General features: G+C 42.4%; 15 protein-coding genes and 1 riboswitch. Of the genes, 7 read left to right on the plus strand and 8 right to left on the minus strand.

Annotated elements, in window-relative coordinates; translation table 11 throughout:
- Positions 1 to 4 precede the first annotated feature (4 nt).
- A complete protein-coding gene (locus tag WKF66_RS15110) occupies positions 5 to 928 on the plus strand; it encodes an alpha/beta fold hydrolase (RefSeq protein WP_489675305.1) in 924 nt (307 codons plus the stop codon).
- A gap of 65 nt (positions 929 to 993) precedes the next feature.
- Here WKF66_RS15110 and WKF66_RS15115 read toward each other — a convergent pair whose 3' ends face one another.
- On the minus strand, positions 994 to 2,226 hold the full coding sequence (locus WKF66_RS15115) for a glycoside hydrolase family 76 protein (RefSeq protein WP_489675306.1): 1,233 nt from the start codon (positions 2,224 to 2,226) through the stop codon (positions 994 to 996).
- Between the two features lie 176 nt (positions 2,227 to 2,402).
- Between WKF66_RS15115 and WKF66_RS15120 the strand changes: the two genes are divergently transcribed.
- Complete coding sequence (locus tag WKF66_RS15120; RefSeq protein ID WP_489675307.1) at positions 2,403 to 5,114, plus strand: outer membrane beta-barrel protein; 2,712 nt, start codon at positions 2,403 to 2,405, stop codon at positions 5,112 to 5,114.
- A 25-nt stretch (positions 5,115 to 5,139) separates the two neighbouring features.
- On the opposite strand, the gene WKF66_RS15125 is transcribed toward WKF66_RS15120, so the two are convergent.
- Both WKF66_RS15125 and WKF66_RS15130 read right to left on the minus strand, forming a co-directional pair.
- A complete protein-coding gene (locus WKF66_RS15125; protein WP_489675308.1) occupies positions 5,140 to 6,162 on the minus strand; it encodes a zinc-binding alcohol dehydrogenase family protein in 1,023 nt (340 codons plus the stop codon).
- A complete protein-coding gene (locus WKF66_RS15130; protein WP_489675309.1) occupies positions 6,159 to 7,172 on the minus strand; it encodes an aldo/keto reductase in 1,014 nt (337 codons plus the stop codon). Before WKF66_RS15130 ends, WKF66_RS15125 begins: the two co-directional genes overlap by 4 nt.
- Positions 7,173 to 7,474: 302 nt before the next feature.
- On the opposite strand from WKF66_RS15130, the gene WKF66_RS15135 reads away from it, so the two are divergent.
- Positions 7,475 to 8,347 (plus strand): helix-turn-helix domain-containing protein, encoded by an 873-nt coding sequence (locus tag WKF66_RS15135; protein ID WP_489675310.1) that lies wholly within the window; start codon positions 7,475 to 7,477, stop codon positions 8,345 to 8,347.
- Between the two features lie 69 nt (positions 8,348 to 8,416).
- Here the strand turns inward: WKF66_RS15135 and WKF66_RS15140 are convergent, their stop codons facing one another.
- Positions 8,417 to 8,914, minus strand: a complete 498-nt coding sequence (locus WKF66_RS15140) for a hypothetical protein (protein WP_489675311.1) — start codon at positions 8,912 to 8,914, stop codon at positions 8,417 to 8,419.
- A gap of 302 nt (positions 8,915 to 9,216) precedes the next feature.
- On the opposite strand from WKF66_RS15140, the gene WKF66_RS15145 reads away from it, so the two are divergent.
- Positions 9,217 to 10,320, plus strand: a complete 1,104-nt coding sequence (locus tag WKF66_RS15145) for an SPL family radical SAM protein (RefSeq protein ID WP_489675312.1) — start codon at positions 9,217 to 9,219, stop codon at positions 10,318 to 10,320.
- Between the two features lie 84 nt (positions 10,321 to 10,404).
- Here WKF66_RS15145 and WKF66_RS15150 read toward each other — a convergent pair whose 3' ends face one another.
- Complete coding sequence (locus tag WKF66_RS15150) at positions 10,405 to 10,905, minus strand: hypothetical protein (protein WP_489675313.1); 501 nt, start codon at positions 10,903 to 10,905, stop codon at positions 10,405 to 10,407.
- 94 nt (positions 10,906 to 10,999) lie between these two features.
- Here WKF66_RS15150 and WKF66_RS15155 point away from each other — a divergent pair, with 94 nt between their 5' ends.
- On the plus strand, positions 11,000 to 11,245 hold the full coding sequence (locus WKF66_RS15155; RefSeq protein WP_489675314.1) for a DUF3253 domain-containing protein: 246 nt from the start codon (positions 11,000 to 11,002) through the stop codon (positions 11,243 to 11,245).
- A gap of 533 nt (positions 11,246 to 11,778) precedes the next feature.
- Here WKF66_RS15155 and WKF66_RS15160 read toward each other — a convergent pair.
- Complete coding sequence (locus WKF66_RS15160; protein ID WP_489675315.1) at positions 11,779 to 14,838, minus strand: beta-L-arabinofuranosidase domain-containing protein; 3,060 nt, start codon at positions 14,836 to 14,838, stop codon at positions 11,779 to 11,781.
- 155 nt (positions 14,839 to 14,993) lie between these two features.
- Here WKF66_RS15160 and WKF66_RS15165 point away from each other — a divergent pair, with 155 nt between their 5' ends.
- Positions 14,994 to 15,329: an alcohol dehydrogenase catalytic domain-containing protein gene (locus WKF66_RS15165; protein WP_489675316.1), complete on the plus strand. Its 336-nt coding sequence runs from the start codon at positions 14,994 to 14,996 to the stop codon at positions 15,327 to 15,329.
- Positions 15,257 to 16,006, plus strand: a complete 750-nt coding sequence (locus WKF66_RS15170; RefSeq protein WP_489675317.1) for a zinc-binding alcohol dehydrogenase family protein — start codon at positions 15,257 to 15,259, stop codon at positions 16,004 to 16,006. Before WKF66_RS15165 ends, WKF66_RS15170 begins: the two co-directional genes overlap by 73 nt.
- Positions 16,007 to 16,035: 29 nt before the next feature.
- Here the strand turns inward: WKF66_RS15170 and WKF66_RS15175 are convergent, their stop codons facing one another.
- Entirely contained in the window at positions 16,036 to 16,269 is a 234-nt protein-coding gene (locus WKF66_RS15175) for a hypothetical protein (protein WP_489675318.1), read from the minus strand.
- 100 nt (positions 16,270 to 16,369) lie between these two features.
- The gene (locus tag WKF66_RS15180) at positions 16,370 to 16,528 is read right to left on the minus strand and encodes a hypothetical protein (RefSeq protein WP_489675319.1); all 159 of its coding nucleotides are present in this window, start codon (positions 16,526 to 16,528) and stop codon (positions 16,370 to 16,372) included.
- A 114-nt stretch (positions 16,529 to 16,642) separates the two neighbouring features.
- Positions 16,643 to 16,735, plus strand: a riboswitch (TPP riboswitch).
- Positions 16,736 to 16,796: the final 61 nt, after the last annotated feature.

Here is a 16,796-nt window from a genome sequence, read left to right on the forward strand (position 1 = left end):
CTTGATGAACGAAGAAAATAAAACACCTGCCCCATATTCTGATGAAGAGCTGATCAAACAATGGCCAGGGTTTGTAAACAAATATGCTACCGTGAATGGTGTGGAATTGCACTATGTGGATGGTGGCAGCGGAATGCCACTGATTTGCCTTCCAGGTTGGCCGCAAACCTGGTATTCTTATAAAAACATTGCGCCTTCACTGGCAGAAAAATACCGTGTTCTAGTGGTAGACATCCGTGGAATGGGGACTTCTGAAAAGCCGGAATCTGGGTACGACAAGAAAACGATGGCTCAGGATATTTACGAGCTCATGAAGCAGCTCGGCTTAGAAAAAGCGCATGTACTTGGTCATGACATTGGTGGAATGGTTGCCATGAGTATGGCCTTCAATCATCCGGATAGCATAGAAAAACTGGTCATAATGGACGGTGCTCATCCGAGCGAGGGCATTCTGCAGATGCCGTTAATACCAGCATCGGGTACGTTTAAAGAGAAAATGACAGGTGAAGCGCAGTATGTTTGGTGGATGGGCTTTAACCAAGTAAAGGGATTGCCGGAAAAGTTGCTGGAAGGAAGATTTCACCATTTGCTGGATTGGCTATTTGCTTATGTGATGATCGACGAAACGAAAATGCCAGCTTTCGAGCGGGAGGTTTATGGCTCGGCGTATAACCAGTCGGAAAGTATCCGTGCTTCAAATGCCTGGTACCAAACTTTTACACAGGACATTGCCGATGCTAAATCTTATCAGCAGTTAACCATGCCTGTTCTGGGCATTGGCAGCAATGTGAGTTATAACTTCATGAAAATGGGTTTGCCTTATGTTGCTAAAGATTGTACAGTGATTGGTTTGCTGGAAAGCGGACATTACATGAATGAAGAACAACCAGAGAAAGTGCTTGAAGCAGTCATTGCGTTTTTAGGCTAGGTTAAAACATCGAAAGCTTAAAGAAGAATCGGAAACGCATTCTCCTTTAAGCTTTTCCGTTTCTGTTAACGATAATTGTAAATGCCATTCATCATTGCTATGCCACAGGTTGTTTCAAATGCATTGCGAATACTTTCCGGTGTTCGCGTTCCCCAGATGTTCCACATCAAACCCTGAGAATTACGAATTGACCATGCCTGAGACGCATTAGCATCTAACCACGGGCCGTAGTTACTTGCCGTACCTGTGTTCTTTACAAAAAGAGTAGCCCAACGTGCGAAAATACTTTTCATACCTTGCGTATCGGCAACTCCATTTTCATCTTTTAAAATACCACCGGCTGTATTGCACATAGTGCTTCGAGCATAATCCATCGCTTTTGAACCCATTGCTAAATAATTGACCGCGGGATAAGATGAGCGCAGCAAATCACATGAACCTATAAAAGTACCCTGAGTATAAGATAGCGCACCTTCAGTAATTGTACCAGCCTTGTTAATGGCGCCTTTTACCTCTCCGCTTGATGCAACGTAGAGTTTAGTGACCATCCAATCCATTATTTGCTTTGCCTTTGTTTTGTAGCTTGCATCACCAGTTGCCTGGTACAAGAGCATCGCGCAAATAACTGCCGGTGCGTTTACACAAGTGTTTTTTGTTTGATTATCGGTAGTCCACCATAAACCACCACCCAGGAATTGTGTGTCGCAGCCGCGGTTCCACATCATGTTGAAATTATTCTTTGCCATATCCAACATGCCACCGTCATTCGTGATTTTAAACGCTCTCACACACATTATTGCGCCCCAAACGATATCGTCATTATAAATATTATTAGACCAGAGCAAACCATAGCCATCTCTTACACCGTTGTACAGATAAGAAATCTTGTTCTTAAGATCTGCACTAGGATTGATATTGTAAGCATCAATCAGCGTTTCTATGGCCTCCTGCTGCGTCCAGAAGTCCATACGACCGGTATGATTGTCATCTTTCCAATAGTAAGCCTTATAAGAGGATCCATATGTTCCGTATTGGTTATAAAAGTGATTGTTGTAGACTTGCATCGCTAGTAATGCTTCCGCTTTAGTGGGCAGTGTCACAGCCGCCAATGCAGCAGCATTTAACTGTTCACCTGTCACTGTGAGCACCGGAGTATCCCCGTCTATTTTCTCTTTTTTACAGCTGGCAAATAGGGCACTACATGCAATAGCAATCACTAGTAAAAATTTTGTCCTTACTTTGATTCTGAAAACGCTGGGAAGCACTCTCCCCTGCTTAACGCTTTTGTTCTCGCTCATACTTGGAAATTGATAGGGTTTATAAATGGTTAACGAGGGCGTTATTAATAAAGATAACTATTTTTAACTACCTAAACATGCTACCTCCTTGCTTATCTGCTTTAAGTTGTAATTAAAAATTAGTACTTTAACTGCACGTTATTATACGTAACCAAATATCGTTTTTCGCCGCTCTCATGAAGAATATTTCGCTCCTCCTATTCCTTTGCTTTGCCGCAACCTCTTTTTCTTACGCCCAAAATACCGCTTCGATAAAAGGTATCATAACGGACTCCTTAACTAAAAAACCGCTTGGCTTCTCTACAGTCGCAGTAGTAAACGCCAGTGATACATCATTGGTATCGTATACCGTTACAAAAGATGACGGCACTTTTCAACTTTCCAGATTGCCTGTTTCAAGGGCTTTAAAATTGATCGTCACCTATGTGGGTTACAACACTTTCCGTAAAGATCTGGATCTAAAACCCGGAATGCTTGACTTTGGTACCATCAGATTAAATGGAAGAAGTTTAGATGAGGTCGTAATTGCTGGTGCAAGATCGCCCGTGACGGTGAAAAAAGACACCATTGAGTTTAACGCCGAAGCCTTCAAAACCCGACCAAACGCAGCCGTCGAGGAGCTCTTTAGGCTGCTACCCGGAGTCCAGGTGAATAACAATGGAGAGATTCTAGTGAATGGTCGTGGGACCAGCAGGATTCTAATTGATGGTAAAGAGTTTTTCGGTACAAATCAACTCATAGCCCTTAAAAACTTAGATGCGGAGATGATCGATAAGATTCAAGTGTATCTGGATAGGGAGAACGATCCAGACAAAAGGGTAAATGAGATCAACTTACAGAACGTGATCAACCTGAAGTTAAAGAGCGCAGTTAAGAAAAGCACCATTGGCCGCTTTGCAGGCGGTATAGGCTCAAGGGAACGCTACGAAGCCAGCGGTATCTTGAGCAGTTTCAGAGATACCCTGCAATTCAGCGTGATGAGCAATGCAAATAATTTGAATAGTACCGGCTTTAGCAACGATGAATTGTACAGCATGGGCGGTTTTAACCGATCGGGCACTGATCAGATAGATAATGGCAACTTCGGCGGACAACAATCGGGCGGGCTGACCAATGTCAAATCAGGAGGGCTTAACGTGAATAATAACTACGGAACAGTGCTTAAGTTAAATCTGGCCTACTTCTATGGCAACACCATCCAGACGAATGAAACGAAAAATTTGAAGGAGCAATCGTTAGATAATACGATAGTCAGCTCGCTCCGTACCGATGAATACAGACGTAATTCTACCAGCCATTCTCTTGGCGGATTAGTAGAATGGAAACCGGATTCCAATACTACAGTACGCTATCGCCCTACCTTAAGCTTCTCTCCCAGCAGAAGCAACAACATCAGCGTTTTAAATCAGTCGAATAGCCTGGTTAGTCTATTAAGTAAGACAGAAGGCAGCAATAGCGACAAAGCTTACAGTGATGCGTTTTCACATAACCTTAATTATTATCGAAGGTTCAAAAAAGGAAGGTCATTAACCATCAATAATCTTTTGACTTTAGATGGTGGTGGCAGCGACTCCTACAACTTCAATCAGTTGAATTCCTTTACTCCTGACCTCCAATCTTCGTTATTCGACAGGTATACGAATTCAGGAAGCAAGACAAACTGGACAGGCCTGTCTGTGTTGTATAACTTACCTTTGACTAAAAAACTGACTGCGGAGTTTTTCTCCAACAGCAGATACTATTATTGGGCAGAGCCTCTTCTTACTTACGACAAGAATCCTTCCACCACACAATACGATCAGTTGTTAACGAATCAGAGTAATGATTTCGTGCGAACTGGTTTCTTTCAAAATATCAAGCCCTTACTAAACTATCAAATAACCAGTAAGCTGAGAGTCAGAGTCGGTTTAGATCTTGAAATTCAAGACGTGAAGAACAAGTTCAATTCTTCCGTTAGTGACATCCGGCAAAATTTTACTGTATGGTTCCCATCGCTATCAATAGACTATAGCGGATTTGCATTGTCGTATAACGAGTGGATGAATTTACCCTCGTTATACGACATTCAGCCGTTGGAACGACAAAGTTCTGCCCAATACACATTTGTCGGAAACCCCAATCTTAAAGCTGGCAGGGAAAGAATCTTGCGAGCTAACTTCTACAAATATATTACGCCGAGAACGCTTAGTTTCAGTGGCTATGCAAACATGAATTTCTATGAAGATAGCTTTGTTCAACGTGCCCTTATTGACACGAATGGCTTTACGACCGCTACTGTTGTAAATAAAGACGGAAGTTACGCCGCCAGTGGCGGCTTGTATTTCAGCAAGCAATTTAAGAAATCACAAGACTGGCAGTTTGGATTTGGCACTGGTCTAAATGGTTATTTCCGTGATTATGTGGTGTTTTTGAACAATGCAGAAGCAAGGCAAAAGACTCAATCAATGAATTTCTCGCAGGATATAGGTATGAACTATAAGTCGCTGGCAATCGTTAATCTTTTTTACCGTTACAACAGGTCAACTGTGGATTACAATAATCAAAGCTTTTCGAACATAGTTAACTATTCCCACAGTGTGGGGACCTCTGCCACTTTTAGACTTCCTAAAAGGATTGTATTGGAACCGAATTATTCGTATCGATTCAACCCACAGACTGCGCCTGGTTTCTCCCGCAGTTCTCATATTGTGAATGTCGCCCTGTCTATACTTACTCAAAAGAAGGATCGCGGGCAGTTTAAACTTTCCGTTTACGATCTTCTAAATCAAAACATATCAGTTAGTCGTTACGGTAACTTAAATGCCCTTATTACAAACGAGCAGCTCATTTTAAGGCGCTATGTCATGTTGAACTACCAGTATAAGTTCAGTATTATGCAGACCAAGTAGTGTGGCGCTATACGCATCTACTGCTTTATAAGTAAATCATCGCTTTGATTATCCCTTGTTCCGGTTCAAGCCATGTTTTAAATTCTGTTGCAACCTTCTCAAAGGCGGAGCGATGTGTAATGTATTGTGTGGGTTCGATCAGTTTGCTTTTAATCGCTGAAATCACCTGCTTGAAGTCGGCAGTGGTAGCATTTCTACTGCTCATCAACGTGGCTTCCCTTTTATGAAATTCTGGATGACTAAAGCAAATCTCCCCTTTTTGAAGGCCGATCAGCACGAATCTTCCACCATGAGCGACATAGGAAAAGGCAGCATTGATCGCTTTTAAATTACCAGTAGCGTCTATTACTACCTGCGGCATGTCTCCACTAGTAATTTCCAGAAGCCGTGCTTCCACATCCTCATTAGCCGCATTAATTAAGTAATCCACTTTTAAGTTATTGCGACAAAAGTCCAGCCTACTGGCATTGACATCCAACGCGATCACTTTAGCCCCAGCTATCCGGGCGAATTCCATCGTGCCTAGTCCGATCGGTCCTGCACCAATGACCAACACAAACTCGCCACTGCTAACAGCAGCGCGACGAATACCATGAGCGCCTATAGCAAGTGGTTCAATCAGGGCTAGTTCGTCCAGACTGAGTCCTTCGCTCTTGACAAGCAGCCAGGTGGGCACTTCAAGATACTCCGCCATTCCACCATCGCGATGCACACCAAATACCTGCATTTTAGCGCAGCAATTGGTTTTTCCATTTCGACAGGCCAGGCAATCGCCACAACTGAGATAAGGCATAATTGTCACCAGGTCTCCTGCTTTAAAATTGGCCGGATCACTACTCTCTACCACTTCGGCGGCGAGTTCATGACCCAACACCCGCGGGTAAGAAAAGTAAGGTTGAGTTCCACCAAAGGCATGGAGATCAGTCCCGCATATGCCAATACGCCTGATTTTAAGTAAGCTGTGGCCTTCTTTAGTTTCGCCCTGCGCTATGGTACTATAGTCGAGTTCCCCGGGCTGCTTACATACCAGTATTCTATTTTCTTTCATGTATGAAATAAGTAATTGTCGTCTATTAATTTTTGTCGACGCATCTCCTGCCAAAAGCTGGAAGGAATTTGGATGTCCTTTAATTTTATGTTCGATTCAATACGGTTTGGATTAGTTGTATTAAGTGCAACACTGTTTACACCAGGTGCATGAAATGCAAAAGAAGTACAGACCGCCGCAGGATTCAGCGAATACAATTTACAGAGGCTGTAAAAGCTGTCCCTCCATTCATACAGATCCGGTCGGTCGGCCTGACTAACCGGCTGGTAATTGTACCAATCCGATCCTGTTAGAAATCCTCCATTAAAGATAGCTGAATTGATGATCGTTACCTCTTGTTTTTGAAGCTTTTTCATAAACTCCATCAGCTCCATAGGATGGCTGTGAACAGTCATACTATTGGCAAACATCACCCAATCGAGCTGCACTTCTTCACTGATTTTCTGAATAGTCTTCCAGTCTTTGGCTCCTACCCCAATGGAGTCGACTTTGCCCTTGCTTTTTAACTCATGAAGTGCCACATAGGCGTCGAGAATATCTCGATAGCGCCCCTCATATTCATCCGCAGAAGATGAGCCTGCAAGGTATTCATCAGGATCATGCACGGAAAGCATTTTAGCTGGATAGTTACCTAACAATGTATTACCCTGCTCATAACATTCCAGAATGCCTTCATAACTGATCTTCTGCACTGCATCATGACGGAGATCTTTCCAAACACCCGGCTCAAATAGCGGTTCTTCCGTTAGCAGATCTGTACGTAGCCAGCCTAATTTATTACTGATCCGCACCTGTGCCGGATCCACCTGCAGATTTGCCAGGCTTTGTCCGAGTGATTCCAGCGCCAGTCCTGCTCCGTACTTACCGGCGGAATCAAAGACAGCGGGGTGTTCTGAATGTTTAAGGCATTCTTTAACAATCTGCAGCTTTATATCCTCATTGAGAGCAACATATAGATTTCCAAGGCCACTAGTGCCGAAGATTATAGAAGGAAGTTTAGTGGCCATCATTATGAGTTAAGTTACACAATTGTACCTTCGATCTTTCGCACAAATGCGTTTTCTCCTGGCAGTTGCTCTGGCAAGTTAACATTAGCCCCTCGCTGTTTAGCTGAAAAGTAAGCTTTCGCTTTATGAGTGTTCTCCGTTTCATATAATGTGGTTTACAATGACACCAAATGGTATTATGTTTATATTGGTTAATGATTTGTTCAGTAGGATTTCAAAAATACATGTGCTTTCATTGATAATAGTAGACAAAAGCAGACTAATATTTATCTAAAACAGACTTACTTTATTTATTACCTTAGTGTATGATCAAGCGCATCCTTACTCACAATTTTTCTCTGCTTAATGTGGCCCTGGTGAAACTGGATTCCCGCTGGAACTATAAGAACGTAGTTAGCCCCTATCACCGCGTTTATTACATTGCTGACGGAAAAGGAGAAATCTCCCATTTTGAGAAGAAATTGAGTCTTGAAGCTGGCTACCTCTATATCATCCCAAGTTTCACCTTGTGCAACTTAGTTTGCGACGGTTTCCTCGATCAGTATTTCGTACAATTTTTTGAAGAGTCATCAGATGGGATGTCGTTATTTACAGATCACAAGTCAATCTTTAAAGTGCAGGCCAGAGAGATTGATGTCACCAACTTTGAGCGGCTCGTCCACATCAATCCGGGACGAGGTATCAACCGCTCTGATGACCCAAAGATCTATGAAAAGGATGTCTATTATAAGGAGTACCAGCAATTGAACCATCAGCAGAGCACTGCTCAGTTTCTTGAAACCCAAGGGATTTTACTTCAGCTGATTTCACGCTTTGCACAAGCAGAAATATCTGCACAGAAAGAGAGGGATTACATTCCAATTAAGATTCTCGATACCATTAGTTTTATTGTGGTTAGTTTACATCTGCCGCTCTCGGTGAAATCACTGGCCAACAGGGTACATCAGAACTCTGAATACTTTTCCCGGCTTTTCCAGCAGTATACAGGCTCCCGTCCCCTAGCTTATATCACTGAAAAACGAATTGAGCGAGCTCAGTATTTGATCGTGACCAGCAGCTCTAAATATACAGATATCGCCAGGCAGATAGGCTTTGAAAGCCTCTCCCATTTCTCGAGGACATTCAAAAAGATCACGGGCATTAATCCGGGCGACTACAAAAAGAGATTCCGACATTAAGTGAGTTGATTGCGATATTTAAGAGTGGTGTTGTATACTAACGTTTTTACTTCCGTCGCCATGGTTCCTTTAAAACGTATAACCAAGGCTTAGTCCCGCAAAGTATGGAATAAAATCCCTTGAGTTAAATATCGGATTAAATCCTGCACGAAGAGAGAAACCACTATCTACAGGCTGTAAACGATAATTAAAACTCATTGTACCCAGCACTGTTCCTTCAGAATCATCATCGAATAATATGGATGTGCCCTCGCTTGATCCTATAAAAGTAGCTCCCAGTCCAATTTCAAAGAAATGCTTTCCTTTACCTAGTAAATAATTAAGTGCAATAGGAACGGTGGTCACATTTTCATCGTCTATAGATATATAGCCAATTCCAGCCCTTCCACCAAGACCATTTCTTTGTTTAAAAAAACGCGTGTCATAATTGGCAGTAAAAAGCAAACCTTGTCCGCCTATCTCTACGAAGACATTTTGTGCACGCTTTTCTACTACGGAGGCGTCTTGTGCAAATGAACTGCTGATTGAAAATCCAGCCAGAAGTAAGGAGAGTAATAATTTATTCATTTTGTGTATATAAGTTGTTAAACTGATGCTAATCGATGAATGTCTTTAATTTTCAAAAGCACTTAGGATGTGTGCGAAGGTGATTTTTTTGGAGAGCGTATTCATAATAGAGATTTGGTTATTAACGAATATAGAATTATTTATCGCAAGTTCAAACTTATTTAACATTTGCGAAAATCTAACCTTACAAGTTACGAAAACAATGCTTTTTAAGGAATGTTAAATCTATGGATATCCACCCATCTTAACGGTTAGAAAATCAGCAAACCGACCAGAAGGCTTAAAACTTAGATTACAAATACATGAGCGTCCTTGATATATTAGATGACATTAATGAAGAGTCAAAATTACTTATCGAAAGCGGCAAGCCATTCAAATTATGGATGCCTAAACGGGTTGTATTTACTGCTGACGCAATAAAAGAGCCTTACGGACAGCAGATCTACGAACGTGTACAAGCCTTAAACCTTCCAACTGAGATTGCTACCAATAACCGCATTACCGGTTTACGTGGCAAAGATGAGCGGGAAACCTATCGCATTGCAAAAAACACGCTGGCCATTGTTAATGCTCCGCCAAGCGCATTTAACCTCCGCCCGATACCGCCATCAGCAGACTGGCAGTTTCACCTTGCCGAAGGATGCCCTGCACATTGTCAGTATTGCTATCTCGCAGGCAGTTTATCCGGTCCGCCTGCCATTAGGGTGTTTGCTAACCTTCCGCAAATATTACAAAATACAATTCGCTTTCAACGGTTGAATCAGGTGGTTTCTTATGAGGCAAGCTGCTATACTGATCCATTAAGTCTGGAACACCTTACTGGTGGACTAAAGGAAACCATAAGTTTCTTCGCCGGTCAGCCAAACGTTCATCTTCGCTTTGTAACCAAGTTTAACAATGTCGACTCATTAATTGGATTAAACCACAACGGCAAAACCAGATTTCGTTGCAGTCTCAATGCAGAGGTGGTGGCTAAGCGTTTGGAAGGAGGTACTCCCCCTATCCCATCCCGACTCGCAGGATTGAGAAGCATGGCATTACCAAAATCGCTTGGCGGAGGTGGATACCCAATAGGAATAGTTCTTGCGCCGATTATGCCTATCCCAGATTGGGAGATCCACTACACCCAATTACTTGATGATATACAATCTCATTTAGACTTTGAGACCGATTTGACCTTCGAATTGATAACCCATCGCTTCACTCCCGGATCACGAGATGTTTTACTAGGCTGGTATCCCAATACGAGTCTTGATTTTGGAGAGGAAAACCGCGAAATTAAACGAAATAAGTTTGGCGGACAGAAGTACGTTTTTGTTAAAGAACTAATGACCCAGCTTAAAGCCTTCTTTGAGAAAGAAGTTTCGCGTCGCTTTCCAAAGGCCAAAGTTCTGTATTGGACTTGAGTAAACGTTTCTTCACTTAAAATGACTTTATTGTAAAGTACGTTTATCGCTATTACATTTATTCATAGCGATTTCTTTAATGAATCAAGGTTTGAAGTCCTTTTTGAATTCAATTCTGTATGCGATACCATCCTCAGTGCCTGAATTTTTTATTCCTGTTGGTCCTTCAGGACCACCTAGTTGCCCGATATTAGTGACCATTTGTGGTACATTGATGCTGTCGGTTACTACAAATTTTCCTTTTATATCTAAGTTGTATTGATAAATTGTGCAGGGTACGGCCGGTTTTGCAATCCACATGATGCTTTTCCATTTGTGTGTGTGGATAGGTTCTTTTTTGCCTGCGTCTAGAAGTACTTGCAATATTCTCAAGGTACTATCCTCGTAAACGACTTTGTGGTTCTCAGGTGCTGCTGTTACAGCATCCAAACTGTCGGGCCAGGTCCACTTCTCAGAAGATGAATTCTCACTCGTTGCTTTGTTGGTATCGCTAGTCTGCTGCTTAGTTCCTGCATAATATGCTGTCAAACCATAACCTAATAATCCACCAAGTACTATTCCGATAAGCAATTGTCCAAGTTTCATAGAATTGTTTTTAATTTGCTAACATACCTGTAAGTTAGACATTTGCTTCCTTATAAATTTATAAACTTGAATCATATTTATTTGTTAGCTTGATGTGGAACAGTATTCAGATATATCAGCAACCATTTTGTTAGTTGCTAACACCCGTGGCGCTGAAAAAAGCACTTGCCCTTCTGAAATTGCCCGCATGCTTTTTCCAGACGACTGGCGTACACATATGAAAGAAGTAGTTGATGTCGCTATTGATTTGCACAATCAAGGTAAAGTGGCTATTACACAAAAAGGCATACCAATTGACGTAAACCACATCAAAGGTCCTATTCGCATCAAGATCATCTAAGATAGGATACAACCAATAGCGATCGTATTAACACATATAACCATATCAGTCCGAGACATTATTAAGAGTTGTGTAGTTATTGAAGGATAATAGACGCCAGGTGTATAATTAATCCAGGATTATCAATTAATGGTGTATAGCCATATCAGTACGAGACAGTGTTTTTGTTCGTGGTTTACAGGGCGTTGCTAGGGCCTTGGTAGGGCGTTGCTAGGGCCTTGCTAGGGCTAGCGGCCCTAGCAAGGGTTAAGCAATGATCTACCAAAGGCTTATAAACCACCCGGAAGCCCTAGATTAAGGCCGAACTCGAACATAAAACAAGACATTCCCGTTGAATCGAAAACATTTTATATTGTCATTTGCCTTGATAAATGAGAACTCCCCTTACATACCGGCTCCCCGGCTCGCACATAGAGGACACATATGACTCACGAATAAAAGAGAAAGCGATAATGTTGGCTTATATATAAAGCCACTATCAACTGTATCCAAAAGTAATGACTGCTTACCAGGCGCAATCTTAATGACTTTAACTATTTTAAGGTAACATCCAAATAGACAGAGTGACGCCCGTAAGTTTCATAAAACGGTTTAAACACCACATCATCAATGCTAAACTGCAACTCTGACGCATCGCCTTTGATCGACTTGCTGATATCTATAGCATCCAGGGTAACCTTACGCCAATCTTTCCTGGCTTCAGGCTCCTGAGCCGCAAGTAAGATCGGTCCATAAAACAGACTGGCAATGTTCTGTTGATCCATCACGGGATCCAAGTGAAACTGGAAAGGCATTCTTAGTTCGATAACATCTCCATCTTTCCAACTGCGGCTGATCTTTAGATAACTGCCAGGTTCCTCCTGTAAGCTTTGCGCTTTTCCATTGATCGTTACAAAGAAACCTTTAGAGGCCCAGCCAGGTACACGAACATGAAGGTCAAACTTCCCAGAACCTTTAATTGTCAAACGAGTGTGGTCTTCTCTTGGGAAATCGGTGTGCTGCTCTATCGTGATCTTACGCTCTGTCCATTCCAATGTGGAGGGTATATATAAGTTTACGTATAGTGCCTTATCGTCCTTGCTCTTGAAATATATAGAGTTTTGCAACTTCGTACTGCTTTCAATAGCAGTCCCGTTGCAACAGGTAAAGCCTGACATATCAGCGTTTCCAAACTGCTTCATCGCACCCGGCCCTAGCGGCACGTGATAGGTATTGGCAGGACTATTCTCCGCAACGGAAGCCAGAATATGGTTATATAAACCCCGTTCATAATAGTCCATCAACTCAGTCCGCTGATCAAAAAGAAACAGATCACTCGTCAACTTTAGCATATTGTAGGTGGCACAGGTTTCGTTTTGTCCCCCGGCAGAAAAGCCGTTTTCATACAATGTGCCCGGCTGACTAATAAAACATTCCGCATTGGCGGGATTTCTGGCCCCTGCTACACCTCCTATGCTGTACATATAATCGTTGACGATCTTATACCAGAAGTTGTCCGCGATTTTGTAATACTCCGGCTTCTGGGAAACGTTGTACATTTCCATGCTTCCAACAATTTGAGGAATGTGCTGATTGGCGTGTAATCCCCTGAAATTATCTACGTTCTTAGCTAAGCCATTTGAATGTGCAGAATCACCAAAAAAGACTTTTACGTTATCAAATAATTGTGCTGTTTTAAGGTGTTCCTTTTTACCGGTGATGCGGTACATGCGTGCCATTACTTCATTCATACCACCAAATTCGCCTGCAATGTAGGTGTTCCACATCTTAATCAGCGTTTCCTGGGGCAATGCACTCAGCCGGGCATATACCCAGTCGCCCATATGAGTGGCAGTTTCAAGCGCTTTTTTATTTCCGCTCACTTCATACACATCCAGTAAGCCAGCTAATATTTTATGCAAAGTGTAGTAAGGCGCCCAAATCTGGGTCTTTTGGCCACCATATTTCGCTCCCTGTTCCAACATGATGAATTGATCAGGCGGATAGGCACTAATAAATCCCTTACCCCAATTCTGGTAGTCGCTACGGATACCCGCATCAGTAAGGTCGGAGTCAAAGTCTGACTTACCAGGCCCATGAGGTACGGCAGCTGGATCAGAGACATGTTTTGAACCTGCTTTGACGTTCCCCGACAACTGAGATAGGTCGTATAAAGTGTTGACCATGTACTCCATTTTCTTAGCGAAATTCGCTTGCAGTATTTTATCATAGCCAGTACCAGCATAAGCCTGCGCAATCGCAGTAAGGTAATGTCCAGTGGCGTGACCGCGTAATTTTGTATCCTGACTGTCCCAAACGCCCAGCGGTGTTGCTCCTTCAGGTTGTTTCTGACCAAAAGCATGACGGAACATGTACAAGAACGCGTCAGGGTTAGTTGTAGCTAGTGTGCCAATAAACTTGTCACGGTTCTGGATGAATTTAGTTTTGTGATCATGTTCGTCAGTATTGAGCGAGACCCTCGAAAGATCAAAGGCCATCAGTTTAGAGATTGGTGTAACCGATCCCTTTGAATCTTCGACAGTGACTATCGCCTTTGGCTGGAAACTTGTTCCAGAAACACGGCCGGTAATGGTGTATTTTCCCGGTTTTAAAACAGCAGTATTATCGACCGCTGATGGCCACAATACACGTACTTTCGGACCTTTCATCTCATTCCTGTAATTTCCTGCTATGAAAGCAGGCAAACGAGGCAGATCTCCTATCATTGTTTTAACTTGTACATCTGAAACTTGAGTCAGATAAGTGTTGTAGAGCTGCGCCTGGGTATCCGGGAATTTCTGGAGATCATCCTCCTTCTTGCCTACATTCACTGTAGATTGTGATACGCCTTTCAGTGCATTGTTATAAATACCATTGACCTGTCTTCTGCTTAAAGGAACACGGTAAATACGGAAATCATGTATTAACGCATTTAAGTTTGGGTTTCCGGATGATAGCGATTTACCGATATAGAGTACGTTCTTTTCATTGGCTTGCGAACTAAAAACTGCCGTTAGCTCCTTCGGAATATCCTTAGTTTCAGCAACTGTCTTACCGTCAATATAAGTCGCCATAGATTTAGAAGGAATGTCGATCACTACCGCGATGTGAACCCATTTGTTCAGTGTCAAAGTTGAAAAAGAAGGTGCTTTTGTAGTACTTTTCTCTGTTGTGATGAACGTCTGGAAACCCTCCTGAGCCAGTGTGCCTACAGGGGCCGTAAAGAAATGTTTGCTCGCATCCTTTCCAAAGTCAAAGAAGTGCTGACCTGGTTTTTTGGAACGCAGAGAAACCCATCCAGATATGCTCAATGATTCCAGGTCCGCTAAGGCTGCTTGTGGTATAGTTACATAGGAATTAGCCTCGCCTGAAAGGGATAAAACCTTACCAAACTGCTTGTCATCAACGAATGCTTGAGTACCCGGCGCTTTGGCGTGCAAAGTATTCCTAGACCAGTCCTTAAAATCTCCGTTGAACAGGTAGCGTGCAACCATTCCAGTCTCACCTATCCCGTCTAGTATCTGGTCGCCATTCTGTGCTTGAACCGTTGAAATTCCGCTATTTGCAACAACAATAAAGAGTAAAAAGGGCAGTAAAATTTTATATCTATTCATATTTTATGATCCGCCTTAAAGCTAGGAACAGTCCCTTTGATTATGTAGGTTTATTTTAGCTGATAGCTATAGAAAATTAACCGCCAGCAAAGCAAACCATTTAAAATAGCGTAGGTTTACTACCGTATAATTAACCAACTCTAACCAACTTAAACATGAGAGCAATCGGATTTAAAACCTCCCTACCCTTAACCGAAGCAGACAGCTTTGTAGAATTTGAGAAAGAAATCCCAGTACCGACAGGCCGACAATTACTAGTGAAAATCAAAGCGATCAGCGTTAATCCGGTTGATTATAAGATCCGTCAGAATAGTCTGAAAGATCAGATCGTTGATATCCCAAAAATCATTGGATGGGACGCTGCAGGGATTATAGAGGCTGTTGGAGAAGAAGCAGGTGAATTTCCATTGGCGATAAGGTGTATTATGCCGGAGACCTTAATAAGGACGGTTGTAATCAGGAATACCAATTGGTGGATCAAAACATCGTAGCTTTTGCACCCGGGAATCTCACAGCAGCGGAATCTGCAGCTTTGCCGCTTACCGCACTTACGGTTTATGAAATGCTGTATGACCGGATGCGCTTAGATGAGGAAAAAGAACAGGGAAAATCTATTCTTATCATTGGGGGTGCAGGTGGTGTAGGCTCAATGGCTATTCAAATTTGTAAGGAGAAATTTGGGATGACTGTTATTGCCACTGCATCCAGAGACAATTCCAGAGCGTGGTGTAAAAAAATGGGTGCAGACTATGTTGTGAATCACCATCAACTCTTGGCGGATATGAAAACGATAAACCATGAAGAAGTTGACTACATACTAGATTTTGTAGATCTTAACCAGTATTGGAATGCAATTGTACAACTTATTAAACCACAAGGTCAGGTAGGTTCAATAAGTGATCCAATAGAACCGGTCAACCTCCGCCAGTTAAAGGGAAAAAGCGTAAGTTTCCATTGGGAGCTCATGTTTACACGGTCCATGTTTCAAACTGCAGACATGGTACGCCAACACGAAATTTTGAATTTAGTTGCAGAAATGATTGAGTACGAGGAAATTGTAAGCACTGTAAATACAGTGCTTAAGGGATTTAATGTGAGCAACCTCAAAGAAGCTCACCGACAACTCGAATCTGGTACAACGATTGGAAAACTAGTTATTGAATTCTAATGATATTATTGGTAACCGGAGTGACTGGCTCACTTTACGGTTACCTTCTTTCTTCCTGTTCCAAACAAACCTCTCCTATCAGATCCCTCCAGACTAATGGTGTAACTCCCCACGGCGTCTGAGGTGTTGAACGAAACTCTGGCCTTACCTTCATCGTCAGTTATAACATTTGGTTCCCAAAATATAGTGGAACGGTTATCAGTTTGAGAGTCGTTCGAGCCAGTGGTGGTGTACTTCGGAGTATAGAACCTTTGAGCGTTCAATATGGGCAGTTGCCGGTAATAAACTATGTCAGGGCTCAATGGCCTAGACCAACCTCTACCATTAAGGGTGGTGATCTCAATCTTCGCGAAATCAAAGGGCTCAAGGATGCAGGTAGACTTTCTCTACCGGATTTACTTTTCCCCAGCTTGCCAGTGCTTTTATAATTTTGTCAATCGGATCTTCATTCCCAGGGATGAAGGCCATTACCGCCAGAAGAGGTACGAGCAGCAAAATAAGAGAGAAGCGTTTTGTGTTCATGGCTTTATTCGGTGTTATGTAACTAAAGGCAATCAAATAAGCAACATTGGGGACAAGCAGACAAAGCTTTACCTGGGATTGACATGAAGTAGTCTAAAAAAAGAAATATATTTGTCTTGGCTTTAGGGGTATTCTAAGAAGAATTGAGACAGTCCCTTTGAACCTGATGCGGTTAATACCGTCGTAGGGAAAAGCAAACAGATCACAGCCTTGTGTTTTGTTATCTTTTATTTCAAAGAATATATTCTAAGCCATTTATTTAATACCT

Source organism: Pedobacter sp., assembly GCF_037719805.1.
Taxonomy (GTDB): Bacteria; Bacteroidota; Bacteroidia; order Sphingobacteriales; family Sphingobacteriaceae; genus Pedobacter.

Coding starts and splice junctions, on each gene's coding strand:
- WKF66_RS15140 (WP_489675311.1), bottom strand. CDS start 8,914: ATGAATAAATTATTACTCTCCTTACTTCTGGCTGGATTTTCAATCAGC.
- WKF66_RS15120 (WP_489675307.1), top strand. CDS start 2,403: ATGAAGAATATTTCGCTCCTCCTATTCCTTTGCTTTGCCGCAACCTCT.
- WKF66_RS15160 (WP_489675315.1), bottom strand. CDS start 14,838: ATGAATAGATATAAAATTTTACTGCCCTTTTTACTCTTTATTGTTGTT.
- WKF66_RS15145 (WP_489675312.1), top strand. CDS start 9,217: ATGAGCGTCCTTGATATATTAGATGACATTAATGAAGAGTCAAAATTA.
- WKF66_RS15180 (WP_489675319.1), bottom strand. CDS start 16,528: ATGAACACAAAACGCTTCTCTCTTATTTTGCTGCTCGTACCTCTTCTG.
- WKF66_RS15115 (WP_489675306.1), bottom strand. CDS start 2,226: ATGAGCGAGAACAAAAGCGTTAAGCAGGGGAGAGTGCTTCCCAGCGTT.
- WKF66_RS15130 (WP_489675309.1), bottom strand. CDS start 7,172: ATGATGGCCACTAAACTTCCTTCTATAATCTTCGGCACTAGTGGCCTT.
- WKF66_RS15150 (WP_489675313.1), bottom strand. CDS start 10,905: ATGAAACTTGGACAATTGCTTATCGGAATAGTACTTGGTGGATTATTA.
- WKF66_RS15125 (WP_489675308.1), bottom strand. CDS start 6,162: ATGAAAGAAAATAGAATACTGGTATGTAAGCAGCCCGGGGAACTCGAC.
- WKF66_RS15165 (WP_489675316.1), top strand. CDS start 14,994: ATGAGAGCAATCGGATTTAAAACCTCCCTACCCTTAACCGAAGCAGAC.
- WKF66_RS15110 (WP_489675305.1), top strand. CDS start 5: ATGAACGAAGAAAATAAAACACCTGCCCCATATTCTGATGAAGAGCTG.
- WKF66_RS15135 (WP_489675310.1), top strand. CDS start 7,475: ATGATCAAGCGCATCCTTACTCACAATTTTTCTCTGCTTAATGTGGCC.